General features: G+C 33.8%; 13 protein-coding genes and 1 pseudogene. 11 read left to right on the top strand and 3 right to left on the bottom strand.

What is annotated here, in order from left to right; genetic code table 11:
- The first annotated feature begins 33 nt into the window (after positions 1-33).
- The 3 genes from TTHE_RS09540 to gtfA all read left to right on the top strand — a co-directional run bounded on the left by TTHE_RS09540 (position 34) and on the right by gtfA (position 4,224).
- The gene (locus TTHE_RS09540; protein ID WP_013298375.1) at positions 34-1,716 is read left to right on the top strand and encodes a glycoside hydrolase family 13 protein; all 1,683 of its coding nucleotides are present in this window, start codon (positions 34-36) and stop codon (positions 1,714-1,716) included.
- 66 nt (positions 1,717-1,782) lie between these two features.
- Entirely contained in the window at positions 1,783-2,751 is a 969-nt protein-coding gene (locus TTHE_RS09535; protein ID WP_013298374.1) for a carbohydrate kinase family protein, read from the top strand.
- Positions 2,752-2,757: 6 nt separating this feature from the next.
- Complete coding sequence (gtfA, locus tag TTHE_RS09530) at positions 2,758-4,224, top strand: sucrose phosphorylase (protein ID WP_013298373.1); 1,467 nt, start codon at positions 2,758-2,760, stop codon at positions 4,222-4,224.
- Between the two features lie 111 nt (positions 4,225-4,335).
- Here the strand turns inward: gtfA and hepT are convergent, their stop codons facing one another.
- Both hepT and TTHE_RS09520 read right to left on the bottom strand, forming a co-directional pair.
- The gene (hepT, locus tag TTHE_RS09525; protein WP_013298372.1) at positions 4,336-4,755 is read right to left on the bottom strand and encodes a type VII toxin-antitoxin system HepT family RNase toxin; all 420 of its coding nucleotides are present in this window, start codon (positions 4,753-4,755) and stop codon (positions 4,336-4,338) included.
- A gap of 19 nt (positions 4,756-4,774) precedes the next feature.
- Complete coding sequence (locus TTHE_RS09520) at positions 4,775-5,206, bottom strand: nucleotidyltransferase domain-containing protein (RefSeq protein ID WP_013298371.1); 432 nt, start codon at positions 5,204-5,206, stop codon at positions 4,775-4,777.
- 132 nt (positions 5,207-5,338) lie between these two features.
- Between TTHE_RS09520 and TTHE_RS09515 the strand changes: the two genes are divergently transcribed.
- The 3 genes from TTHE_RS09515 to TTHE_RS09505 all read left to right on the top strand — a co-directional run bounded on the left by TTHE_RS09515 (position 5,339) and on the right by TTHE_RS09505 (position 7,192).
- Positions 5,339-6,316, top strand: a complete 978-nt coding sequence (locus TTHE_RS09515; protein ID WP_013298370.1) for a LacI family DNA-binding transcriptional regulator — start codon at positions 5,339-5,341, stop codon at positions 6,314-6,316.
- Positions 6,317-6,364: 48 nt separating this feature from the next.
- Positions 6,365-6,778, top strand: a complete 414-nt coding sequence (locus TTHE_RS09510) for an EamA family transporter (protein WP_013298369.1) — start codon at positions 6,365-6,367, stop codon at positions 6,776-6,778.
- A 204-nt stretch (positions 6,779-6,982) separates the two neighbouring features.
- Positions 6,983-7,192 carry a hypothetical protein gene (locus TTHE_RS09505; protein ID WP_041587464.1) on the top strand — a complete coding sequence of 70 codons (210 nt, stop codon included), beginning with the start codon at positions 6,983-6,985 and terminating at the stop codon, positions 7,190-7,192.
- An 82-nt stretch (positions 7,193-7,274) separates the two neighbouring features.
- Here TTHE_RS09505 and TTHE_RS09500 read toward each other — a convergent pair whose 3' ends face one another.
- Positions 7,275-7,838 carry a Uma2 family endonuclease gene (locus TTHE_RS09500; protein ID WP_013298368.1) on the bottom strand — a complete coding sequence of 188 codons (564 nt, stop codon included), beginning with the start codon at positions 7,836-7,838 and terminating at the stop codon, positions 7,275-7,277.
- 194 nt (positions 7,839-8,032) lie between these two features.
- On the opposite strand from TTHE_RS09500, the gene TTHE_RS09495 reads away from it, so the two are divergent.
- From TTHE_RS09495 to TTHE_RS09475, 5 genes and pseudogenes are all read left to right on the top strand, one after another.
- A complete protein-coding gene (locus TTHE_RS09495) occupies positions 8,033-8,446 on the top strand; it encodes an RNA polymerase factor sigma-54 (RefSeq protein ID WP_041587463.1) in 414 nt (137 codons plus the stop codon).
- Between the two features lie 221 nt (positions 8,447-8,667).
- Positions 8,668-11,220 (top strand): annotated as a pseudogene (locus tag TTHE_RS09490) (sigma 54-interacting transcriptional regulator); the annotation flags it as partial.
- Positions 11,221-11,273: 53 nt separating this feature from the next.
- Positions 11,274-11,756 (top strand): PTS sugar transporter subunit IIA, encoded by a 483-nt coding sequence (locus tag TTHE_RS09485; protein ID WP_013298367.1) that lies wholly within the window; start codon positions 11,274-11,276, stop codon positions 11,754-11,756.
- 15 nt (positions 11,757-11,771) lie between these two features.
- Positions 11,772-12,062, top strand: a complete 291-nt coding sequence (locus TTHE_RS09480; RefSeq protein ID WP_013298366.1) for a PTS sugar transporter subunit IIB — start codon at positions 11,772-11,774, stop codon at positions 12,060-12,062.
- 24 nt (positions 12,063-12,086) lie between these two features.
- Positions 12,087-13,352, top strand: coding sequence for a PTS galactitol transporter subunit IIC (locus TTHE_RS09475; protein WP_013298365.1), 1,266 nt, complete (start codon positions 12,087-12,089; stop codon positions 13,350-13,352).
- Positions 13,353-13,385: the final 33 nt, after the last annotated feature.

Here is a 13,385-nt window from a genome sequence, read left to right as displayed (position 1 = left end):
TACGACTAAAAAACAAAAAGGAGGAGAAAAAACATGAAAAAAGCATGGTGGAAGGAAAGCGTAGTTTATCAGATATATCCTAGAAGTTTTAAAGATTCTAATGGTGATGGAATAGGTGATTTGCGTGGGATTATTGAGAAGTTGGACTATTTGAAGTTTTTAGGTGTTGATGTATTGTGGCTATGTCCTATTTATAAGTCACCAAACTGTGATAATGGATATGATATAAGCGACTACAAAGACATAATGGATGAATTTGGGACTATGGAAGATTTCGATGAGCTGCTTTTTGAAGCCCACAAAAGAGGATTAAAAATATTGATGGACCTAGTTGTAAATCACACTTCTGATGAGCATATATGGTTTATAAACAGCAGAAAGTCAAAAGACAATGAATATAGGGATTACTACATTTGGAGAAAAGGCAAGGATGGGAAAGAGCCAAATAATTGGGGGAGTAGTTTTAGTGGCTCTGCATGGGAATACGATGAAGCTACAGACATGTACTATTTGCACTGTTTTGCTAAAAAACAGCCTGATTTGAACTGGGAAAACGAAAAAGTGAGAAAAGAGGTTCAGGATATTGTAAAATGGTGGCTAGACAAAGGCATAGATGGCTTTAGGATGGATGTAATAAATATGATTTCTAAGGATCAAAGGTTTCCAGATGGAATTGTGCCGGAAGGCGGCTTATATGGAGATATGTCTCCATATGTAATGAACGGTCCAAGAGTTCATGAATATTTAAAGGAACTAAACGAGAAAGTCCTAAGTAAATACGACATAATGACTGTGGGTGAAACGCCATGTGTAACGCCAGAAATTGCAATAGATTACGTAGGAGAAGATAGAAATGAGCTAAATATGGTTTTTAGCTTTGAGCACATGGATATAGATAAGGATGTTATAAATCTGACAAAGAAACCACTGGATTTGGTAGAGCTTAAGAAAATAATGAGCAAATGGCAAAAAGGTATGTCAGATAGAGGGTGGAATAGTCTTTACTGGAACAATCATGATCAACCTAGAGTTGTATCAAGATTTGGAAATGACACTGAATATTGGGATAAGTCAGCAAAAATGCTGGCAACGTGTCTTCACATGCAGCAAGGAACTCCTTACATCTATCAGGGCGAAGAGATTGGAATGACCAATGTGAGGTTTCAAGATATAGAAGATTATAGAGATATAGCTGTAATAAATGGCTACAATGAAGAAGTGATTATAAAAGGAAGAAGCCATGAGCAGTATATGCAGTATATATACGATTTTTCTCGAGACAATGCGAGAACACCGATGCAATGGGACGATAGCGATAATGGCGGATTTACAACGGGAAAGCCGTGGATAAAGGTAAATCCTAATTATACTAAAATAAATGTAGCTAAGCAGATTGGTGATAAAGACTCTATTTTGAATTATTATAGAAGGCTAATTAAGTTAAGAAAAGAAAATGAAATTATCATTTACGGCGACTTTGAATTAATTTTGCCAGATGACAAAAATATTTTTTCATATACAAGGAAACTAAATGATGAGATGCTTTTAGTCATCTGTAATTTTACTTCAAATAACGCGGAATTTAGTTTGCCTGATAATATTAATTATGTTAATAAAAATCTTTTGATTTCAAATTACGATGTGGCGAATGACGATAATATAGAAAATTTTGAACTTAGGGCATATGAATCAAGAGTTTATCTTTTAAAGGTGTAAGAGAGCAAAAATACTATCTTTAATAAGATTTTGGCTTTATAAATATTATATAAATGGAGGATAATCATGTTTAATTTTAATGACAAGATTGTGTTTGACGATAAAAAGTATGATGTATTGACAGTTGGAGAAATGTTGGTTGATATGATTTCTACAGATTATGGTGATGATTTTGAGTGTGATACTTATAAAAAATATTTTGGAGGATCACCTGCAAATATTGCTATAAATTCTAAAATGTTAGGTATAAATTCAATTATTGTTTCATCGGTTGGCAATGACGGACTTGGAAAGTTTTTATTAAAAAAATTACAAGAACACCATATTGAAATTAAATATGTAAGACAAGTTGACTATTCCACAAGCATGGTTCTGGTTACAAAAAGCAAAAGCAGTCCTACACCAATATTTTACAGAGACGCAGATTATCATATTGAATATTCAGATGAACTAAAATACTTAATTGAGAATACAAAAATAGTTCATTTTTCTAGCTGGCCTATATCGAGAAATCCGTCAAGGAGTACAGTGGAGATTTTGATTGATGAGTGCAAAAAATATGATGTTTTAGTATGTTATGATCCTAATTATCATTCTATGATCTGGGAAAGAGGTCACGATGGAAGAGAATATATAAAATCTTTAATAGCAAAAGTTGATATAATAAAGCCATCTGAAGATGATGCGGAAAGGATTTTTGGTAAAGACACACCAGAAAATCAGCTTAAAAAATTTTTGGATCTTGGTGCTAAATTAGTGATTCTTACATTAGGGAAAGATGGGGCAATAGTTTCTAATGGAGAAGAAACAATTAGATTTAATACATTAGCAGATGAAGTTGTGGATACTACTGGTGCAGGTGATGCATTTTGGTCAGGTTTCTATAGTGGTTTGATAAAAGGATATACTTTAAAAAAATCATTGGAATTAGGATTTGCAGTCAGTGCATATAAACTAAGGTATGTAGGAGCAATAGTTGATTTGCCAGACATTGATACGATAAAGTCTATGTACGATTTAAAAAAACTGAGGTGATATTAATTGGCACTTAAAAATAAGGTACAACTCATAACATATCCTGACTCTTTGGGAGGAAATTTAAAAACTTTAAATGATGTCTTGGAAAAATATTTTTCTGATGTATTTGGTGGTGTCCACATTTTGCCGCCTTTTCCATCATCCGGTGATAGAGGGTTTGCACCTATAACATACAGTGAGATAGAACCTAAATTTGGAACATGGTACGACATTAAGAAAATGGCTGAAAATTTTGACATTCTTTTGGATTTAATGGTTAATCATGTATCCAGAAGATCTATTTATTTTCAGGATTTCTTAAAAAAAGGTAGAAAATCAGAATACGCTGATATGTTTATTACATTAGATAAACTTTGGAAGGATGGAAAACCTGTCAAAGGCGACATAGAAAAAATGTTTTTGAGAAGGACTTTGCCATATTCCACATTTAAAATAGAAGAAACAGGAGAAGAAGAAAAAGTCTGGACCACCTTTGGTAAAACGGATCCATCTGAGCAAATTGATTTGGATGTCAACTCACATTTAGTGAGAGAATTTTTATTAGAAGTTTTTAAGACATTTAGCAATTTTGGAGTTAAAATAGTGAGACTTGATGCAGTAGGGTATGTAATAAAAAAAATTGGAACTAGCTGCTTTTTTGTCGAACCGGAGATATATGAATTTTTAGACTGGGCAAAAGGACAAGCAGCTTCTTACGGAATAGAACTGCTTTTGGAGGTACATTCGCAATTTGAAGTACAATACAAATTAGCAGAACGTGGCTTTTTGATTTATGATTTTATTTTGCCATTTACTGTTCTTTATACTTTAATAAATAAATCAAACGAAATGTTGTATCATTATCTAAAAAACCGTCCCATTAATCAATTTACAATGTTGGATTGCCACGACGGAATTCCTGTAAAGCCTGATTTGGATGGACTTATTGATACGAAGAAGGCTAAGGAAGTAGTCGATATATGTGTGCAAAGAGGTGCTAATCTAAGTCTAATATACGGAGATAAATATAAATCAGAAGATGGCTTTGATGTGCATCAAATTAATTGTACGTATTATTCAGCATTAAATTGTGATGATGACGCATATTTGGCAGCCAGAGCCATTCAATTCTTTACACCAGGTATACCACAAGTCTATTACGTAGGCCTTTTAGCTGGAGTAAATGACTTTGAAGCAGTAAAAAAGACTAAAGAAGGGCGAGAGATAAATAGACACAACTATGGTTTAAAAGAAATAGAGGAATCAGTTCAAAAAAATGTAGTTCAGAGATTGTTAAAATTAATCAGATTTAGAAATGAATACGAGGCATTTAATGGTGAATTTTTTATTGAAGATTGCCGAAAAGATGAAATTAGGCTTACTTGGAAAAAAGATGATAAACGTTGTAGTTTGTTTATAGATTTAAAGACATATAAGACAACTATTGACTATATAAACGAGAACGGTGAAGAAGTAAAGTATTTAGTATAAATTGCCACTTTCATTTTTTTATTAGAACAATATGTGTGTTAAAAACAAACAAGTGCAGCGAAAGACTAAAGCAAGTCCAAAGCGATTATTATGGGCTTGCTTTACGTTTTGTTATAAAATATTCTTTTTTATTTCAGTTATGAATTTTTCAATATCTTTAAGCTCAGACGTTATTATACTGTATAATTCCTCTTCACTAACCATATTATATAAATGAACCATGCGATTTCTGTATCCTGCCATTTCGACTAACTTTTTGCTCGTTTCTGAGCTTACAAAACCCTTTTCACCAAGTCCTTTGGCGATTGCCTTATATTCGGTAGACAAATCAATGTTTCCTGTCTTAGCTAATATGTGTCTTCCTATGTCGAATATTGCTTCCAAAGATCGTCTTAAAAAACTTTCTGCTGCTGCAGCGTTTTTTTTATCATTTAAAAAAGAATCTTTATCTAGAGAAGCAAGAATCCATAATTCTTTTAAATAGCCATCAATAAGAACTAATCTATCAATTATTAATTGCTTGTTTATCATAAACTTCACCATGCCAACATTAATAATTTTCTAAAACTTCTTCATTGTATTTATCAAGAACATACTTAAAATCTGCCGCTTTCTGCAAAATTTTCATTTCATACATATCTTTGTACGTCTCTGAATAATAATATATACACACACCCTTCAAAGCTTCACACTGAAAAACTGAATTTTTTTCCTGTAAAAAAATTAAATCCAATCTATACGGCATAAAAATATCTTCCATATCATTATAAATCTTTGCATAAAGCTTATACCTATCGTTAATAAACTCGATATCTTGTAAAAAGACAATTCCAACATCGATATCAGACAATGGATCGATGACAGTTATTTTCTCATTATTTAATAATTTTAATGCATTCTCTTTCTGCGAGCCAAAAATATATAGAAGCGCTATATTGTATTTTTTACAAATATCAATCAAAGTTTTTGATAAATTGTACATGACAAATCACCAATTATATTATATCACAAAGTCTATTGCTATGCCATTTATAGACAAATTTTTTTAAAAGTAATATAATATAGTAGATTTATATTAAACAAAAGATGGTTTTATAAGTAGAAGGTGGATGCGATGGCTACAATAAGAGATGTTGCAGAAAAAGCTGGTGTGACTGTTACAACGGTATCTAGAGTCTTGAATAATAGGGGATATATAAGCGAAAAAACGAGAAAAAAAGTATATGAAGCAATGAAAGAGCTAAATTATCAGCCGAATGAATTAGCTCGCTCACTTTACAGAAGGAAGTCTTACTTAATAGGACTTTTGATTCCCAGCGTTTCACATCCTTTTTTTGCAGAACTTACGAGTTATATAGAATATTACGCATATCAAAATGATTATAAGATACTGCTTTGCAATTCCTTACAAGATGTAGAAAAAGAGAAAGATTATATAAATATGCTTAAAAGGCATCAAGTTGATGGTATTATAATAGGAAGCCATACATTGAAAACTGAACAATACCTTAATGTAAACTTGCCTATTGTTGCTATTGATAGGTACTTCTCTGAGAAAATACCATATGTTGCGTCAGACAATTACAATGGAGGTGTATTAGCCACAAAACTATTGATACAAAATGGTTGTAGAAAAATTGCACATATCAGTGGTCCGTTGATTTTAAATACACCTGCTAATAATCGTTATAAAGCTTTTATGGATGTCGTAAAAGAGCATAACATTGAAAATGTCGTAGTTGAGACAAAATTAAACGTATTTGATACCGACGAGTATAAAAAATTGATTATTAAGCTTTTTACAGACCATCCTGATATTGATGGTGTATTTGCTAGCAGCGACTTGATTGCAGCCACGATTATAAATGCAGCTAGAGAAATAGGTAAAGAAGTCCCAAAGGACTTAAAGATTGTTGGTTATGATGATATCAGCATTGCAAAGACGATTGTCCCACCGTTGACTACCATAAGACAGCCTATAGAAGAAATGGCGAAAAAAACTATTGAGATAATTTTGGACCAAATTGATGGCAAGGAAGTAAGTATAGAAAATGTTTTGCCTATTACTTTAGTTGAAAGAGAGTCTGTTTGATAAAAGTTTTGAAATATAATATTAAACTACAGGAGGCATAAAAATCATGTGGAAATTGTATGCACAATATTGTCTGCTCTCTTTGCAGCACTGACATCAATTCTTGCGAAAATTGGCATAAAAGGCGTGGACTCTAACCTTGCAACAGCGATACGCACAACCGTCATTATATTTTTATCATGGGGTATAGTCTTTGCAGCAGGTACTCAATCTGGCATGAAGAATTTGACAAAGGAGAATTGGCTGTTTTTGATTTTATCTGGACTTGCTACGGGACTCTCTTGGCTTTTTTATTACAAAGCAATAGCATTAGGCGATGTATCAAAGGTGGCTCCTATAGACAAGTCAAGTATCGTTATGACGCTTATTTTATCTTACATAATCTTGGGTGAACATTTTGATTTAAAAACTTTAATCGCAGGAATTTTGATTACTGCGGGTACTTTCGTAATGATAATGTAGAATATACTCCTTTAAGATGCCCTCCAATTTGTCTGATGTTATCTTTAGCCTTTCTTTAAATTTGTCACAGAAAACGAATGTCAAAAGTGATATAGTTTGAATTGAAAAGGCATAAGTAGTGGGTTTACAATAAAATTAGAAAAAATAATAAATTATGAGGAGGGTAAAAAAGTATCGCCTGCAAAACTAAGCTTTGAAACAGGCTTGATACCTGAAAACATACTTTACGGCATAGCGGCAGGATTTGCTTTTGACTACGCAGATGATCCAAAAGCTATGGAAATACAAGAAAGCATAAGTACATTAGGACTTCAAGAGACAGTGAAGAAAGTGACAGGACTTAAAGACGAAACTATCCTTATAGACAAGATAGTAAAGAAGTACAAAGAACTTAAAACTGGCGAGATAAAATAAACTGATTTAGCCATGGTCTTAAACCTAAAATTATAAGGTTTAAACCATGGCTTTTATTGCATTGGAAATTCAAAATGAAATCTCAACTAAAAACATCTTTCAAATCTATAACTAGATCATCAAAGATATAAACTTTAATCTTATCCTCTTCAGTATAAATTTCAGGCCTGCCATATCTATTATTTTCCTGCAATATAAATACATTAACTATTTTAAGATCGGGCTCTATTATCCAATACTCCTTTACTCCATTTTTTTCATACAAATTAAACTTTTCTACTCTATCCCTTCTTGCAGTTGAAGGAGATGTTATTTCAACAATCAAATCAGGAGCACCTTTGCATCCTTCATTGTCAAGTTTCGATTTATCACATACAACTGCAATATCAGGCTCTACAACAGTTTTAATATCTTTCTCGTTTTTTTCAGTAAATTTTACTCCAAAAGGTGCATAATAAACTTCACATTCCCTGTCTTTTAGATAATTAGAGAATTGAGTATATATTGCTCCTGAAATCTTTTGGTGTATTCTCAATGGAGGAGTCATTAAATAAACCTGGCCGTTGATTAACTCAATTCTTTGATTATCTGGCCAATTTAAGTAATCTTCATAAGTGTATATTTCTTTTTTATCAGGCAATCCCATAATTAACACCTCTTTCTTATATCTTTTGTCTATCTAAAAATCATCTATGTATTCATGGAAATTTTCCCTCATTAATTTCATTGTATCATGCGTATATTATACATGCAATATATGATATAATATATACCACGTACAAAACATGCCACTATTTATGGCATATTTTTTGCATTATTTGTATACGGGGGATGGTAATAGTGGATGAAATCGTGAAGATAATAGAAAATGAAGATAAGAAAAACCCTCTCACTGATGAAAAAATAGCTTCTATATTAAAAATCAATAGAGAAGAAGTAACTCAATACAGGCTTGAAAATGGTATACCCGATTCTAGAGAGCGCAGAAAACCATATCTATACGAAGATGCTAAAAAGATTCTAAGTGAAGATAGAGAGATCTCTGATAGGAAGTTTACGAAAAAATTAAACGATTTAGGATATGACATATCGAGATTTGCGGCATCACAGGTAAAAAAAGAAATCTTAAGTTCAGAAGTTATAGTGGCTGATAATGTAAAAGACAATGATGATGGCAAAGATGATGAAATAAGACGAGAAAGTGATCTTATGTCTTTTAACGAAGGCTTGAAAGAAGTCTCCCATCCTCTATAGGTGGGAGATGAATTTCTATTGTTTTCCATAACATTATATGCTATAATATTATCAGGAGTAAAAAGTAAAGACAATTAGGCATAACAGCCTAAGAGTAATATTTTTGTAGGGAAGGTTCCTCCCGAAATTACGCCTATGGAGATTGTGTAAGACCTGCTGTGAATAACAGTAGGCAACGGTCTATGAAGTAGGAAGCTTCATCCTCTATAGGATGGAGTAGGTTCACGGAGATAATAGGATACGATGGAAGTTTAAAAACACAGATAAGTCAAGCAAAAGCTGCAATACTATATCCACCACATGGCCTTCACACTCTCTTATTAGGACCGTCTGGTGTTGGGAAAAGCCAACTGGCTGAAGCTATGTATAATTTTGCGATAGAATCCGGCATGCTCAAAAGCGATAGCCCTTTTATTATCTTTAACTGCGCAGATTATGCGGATAACCCTCAGCTTCTTATGTCTCAACTTTTTGGATATGTCAAAGGCGCTTTTACAGGTGCAGAATCGTCAAAAGCTGGACTTGTGGAAAAGGCAGACGGTGGCATATTGTTTCTGGATGAAGTCCACAGGCTTCCCAGTGAAGGACAGGAAATCCTATTTTTTTTACTTGACAAGGGTAGGTTTAGAAGGCTTGGTGAGACAGACAATGAAAGGGAAGCTAATATAATGCTTATTGCAGCAACGACAGAAAATCCGGAGTCATCACTTCTTCTTACATTCAGGCGCAGAATACCTATGGTTATTGAACTTCCTCCTATAAGTGAAAGGCCTCACAAAGAGAGATTTGAAATCATAAAGTTCTTTTTCAAAAAAGAGGCATTTAGGATAAACAAGCCTATAAAATTGAAGCCGGACGCCCTTAGAGCTTTAATGCTTTATGATTGCCCAGGCAATATAGGCCAAATGAGAAGCGATATACAAGTAGCATGTGCAAGAGGGTTTTTAAAAACTTTAGATAGCAAAGCGGATACAATCACCATAAACTTGTCTGACTTGCCAAATCATGTAAGAATGGGATTATTAAAGGTCAGCAAAAGGGAGCCTTATATAGAGGAATACGCAGACAAGGATGTAATCATATATCCCAATAAAATAAGTAAGCTGCTGCCAAAAGAAGATAGGTATATGCTACCTGATGAAATATACCAGTTTATAGAAGACAGATTTACTGAACTTAAAAATGATGGACTAAAAAGAGAAGAAATATATAAAATAGTGGGCAGCCAAGTTGAATCGGAATTGAAAAAATTTGCCAATGACATAAGGTCAAGGAACCTCGTTTCAAAGAGGGAATTAAAAGAGATTGTGGGGGAAAAGATACTGTATGCTGTGGAAGAGGCAATAGACATAGCTAAAGAAAACTACAAAAATATAAAAGATAATCTATTTTACGCACTTGCCATACATCTAAGTGCGGCGTATGAAAGAATTAAAAGCGGCAAATCAATATTTAATCCTCAGCTGGAGAGCGTCAAAAGAGAGTATGTCAGAGAATACGTTGTGGCGAAAAAAATGGTAGAAAGGATTAATAAAATTTTAAATATAGAGTTGACAGACGATGAGGTTGGTTTTGTGGCGATGTATTTGAGAACATTTTCAGCCAATGAAAGCGGAAACAAAGGGAATGTGGCTGTTATAGTATTAACACACGGTCATGTGGCATGTGGCATGGCAGATGTTGCAAATAAGCTTTTAGGCGTAAATATAGCACACGGCATAGAGATGGCACTTGATGAAAGCCCTGAAGATGCACTTTTGCGTACAATTGAAGTTGTAAAAAAAGTGGACGAGGGCAAAGGTTGCATTATACTTGTTGATATGGGCTCACTTATTACTTTTGGAGAAATCATAACAAAAAGAACAGGCATACCAACAAGGACGATAGGAAGGGTAGACACTGTCATGGTGCTGGAAGCTGTGAGAAGAGCTGTTATACCAGATACTACAATAGATGACATTGCAAATGCTCTAGATGAAAATAAGTCTTATGTTGGGCATGTAGAAGGCGTAAAAGATTCAAACAAACTTCCAAAAGCCATAGTAACCATCTGCATAACTGGTGAAGGGACTGCACTTAAGATAAAGAAATATATAGAAGATAAGATACCGGAGATAAAAAATGGATTAAAAATAATACCTTTAGGACTTTTCAGCGAAAGAGAACTTGATGCAGAAATAAATAGAATAAGAAGCAAAAACAATATTCAAGCTTTTGTAGGAACCATCGATCCTAAAATAAGTGATATCCCATATATCTCTGTTGAGGAAATAATGAATGGGGAAGGGCTAAAAAGGTTAAAAAAATTAGTAAACATGGATGTTGTGGAAGAGAGCCGCCTAAAAGAAGTATTAGATGATGATCTAATACTATTTGATGTGGATGTATCCATGAAAAGCGATGCTATAGACAAAATGGTAGAACTTCTTGAAGAGAAAGGCTATGTGGATGAAAAGTTTATTTTAAGTGTGTACAAGAGAGAATCAATGGGAGCCACATGGATGAAAGGGGGCGTTGCGATACCACACGGTGATACAAAATATGTCACAAAACCTGCCATTGCCATAGCAAAATTGAAAGAACCCATCTACTGGGAAGGAGATTTTAAAACCGACTTAATTTTTATGCTGGCTTTGAAAGAAGACGCTAAAGATTACATGCTTGATTTGTACAAGGTTCTGTCGAATGAAGCAATATTGAAGGACTTAGAGAAAGCCAAAAGTTCAAGGGAAATAAAAGAAATAATACTTAGAAATACAATACCGTCCAATTAATTGGCACGGTATTTGCATTATATAAAGGTGTAAACAATGAGGAGGTAGATTCTATGAAGATATCGGAGTTTTTCAACAATGAATTAGTTGTTACAAATTTTGATGCCAAATGCAAAGAAGATGTTTTTGATGTACTGTACAAAAAATTGTACGAAAATGGATTTGTTAAAGAGAGCTATTTAGAAGCAATAAAAAAACGCGAAAAAAATTTTCCAACTGGTTTGCAGCTAAATAGATACAATGTTGCAATACCACATACAGACCCAGAGCATGTAGTAAAACCTGCAATAGCTGTTGCAACGCTGAAAAACCCGGTTATATTTAAAAACATGGCAAATCCGTTGGAGGATGTTGAAGTCAATATAATTTTTATGATTGCATTAAACGAATCTCACAGCCAAGTTGAAATGCTGCAGCAGTTGATTCAATTAATACAAAATGATTCTCTACTGGAAAAGATCATAAGCGTAAATGGAGGTGATGAAATAATAGATTGTATAAAGAAATATTTTAATGAAGAATATGTAGATATATAGAAAGGTGGGATTAAAATGGATACAAAGAAAAAGACAGTATTAGTTGCGTGTGGAACAGGAATTGCTACGTCGACAGTTGTTGCGGAAAGAGTTGAACAACTTATAAAAGAGAATAAATTAAATGCACAAGTTGTTCAATGCAAGATAGCAGAAGTGGCATCAAAGGAAAAAGAAGCAGATTTGCTCGTTACTACCACAATTCTTCCAAAATCATTTTCGATTCCAGTTATAAAAGCCATGGCATATTTGACAGGTGTTAATACTGAAAAAGTCGATAACGAAATAATTGAATTTCTTAAAAAGTAAAAATAATAAGGGGAGGATTTTTATATGAAAACCTTATTGGCAGTTGTACAGTATATAATTAATTTAGGTCCAACTGTTATGCTTCCTATAGTTTTGACAATAATAGGTGTAGCTTTTGGCCAAGGTTTCAGAAAGGCATTTAGGTCAGGAGTTACTATAGGTATAGGATTTGTAGGAATAAATCTTGTTATCGGTGTTTTGACAGGAAATCTCGGTCCGGCAGCGCAGGCAATGGTTCATAGATTTGGTCTACATTTGACAATAATCGATGTTGGATGGCCTGCGGCGGCAGCAATAAGTTGGGCTTCACCAGTTGCAGCTTTTATCATTCCACTAGGAATACTTGTAAACCTTATAATGCTAGTGACAAAAACGACTAAAACAATGGATGTTGATATCTGGAACTATTGGCATTTTACAGCTGCGGCTGCCAGTGTTTATGTCTTGACTGGAGGAAATTTTGTTTTGGCTGCTTTAGGTGCAATAATATATGAGATTGCTGTTATAAAAGTAGCAGATTGGACAGCTCCTATGGTTCACGAATTTTACGGATATGAGGGGATTTCGTTACCAACCGGTTCCACAGCAGCTTATGGTCTTATAGGAATACCAATAAGCACTTTAATTGGGAAGATTCCAGGAATAAAAAATCTTAAAGCTGATCCAGACTCGATTCAAAAAAGATTTGGTATTTTCGGCGAACCGATGATGATGGGTCTCATCTTAGGTATTATCTTAGGCATATTGGCTGGATATGATGTTGCTAAAATATTGCAAATAGGTGTTTCTATGGCTGCTGTAATGCTATTGATGCCTAGAATGGTAAAAATATTAATGGAAGGCTTAATACCGATATCAGAGTCAGCTAAAGAATTTTTGCAAAAAAGATTTAAAAACGGTAATGATATCAATATAGGATTAGATGCTGCAATATCTGTAGGACATCCATCAGTAATTGCTACAGCCTTAATACTTGTACCTATAACAATATTTTTAGCGGTAATACTCCCAGGAAATCACGTTTTGCCTTTTGGCGATCTGGCGACAATTCCATTCTATGTAGCTTTTATAGTTGGTAGCAATAAAGGCAATATAATTCATTCAGTTATAACTGGTACAATAGTGATGGCTCTAGGATTGTACATGGCAACAGACATGGCACCATTCCACACAATGATGGCACAACAAGCGCACTTTGCAATTCCTAAAGGAACGTCTTTAGTATCAAGCTTGGACTTTGGAGGAAACTTCCTCAACTGGATAGTAGTAAAGATATTCCAGATATTTTAAAAATGGGTGCTTTCAAAAAAGCACCCTAGATAA

The sequence above is a fragment of the Thermoanaerobacterium thermosaccharolyticum DSM 571 genome, assembly GCF_000145615.1.
Taxonomy (GTDB): domain Bacteria; phylum Bacillota; class Thermoanaerobacteria; order Thermoanaerobacterales; family Thermoanaerobacteraceae; genus Thermoanaerobacterium; species Thermoanaerobacterium thermosaccharolyticum.
Note: the sequence above shows the minus strand (reverse complement) of the source record. Positions and strands in the feature narration are given on the sequence as shown.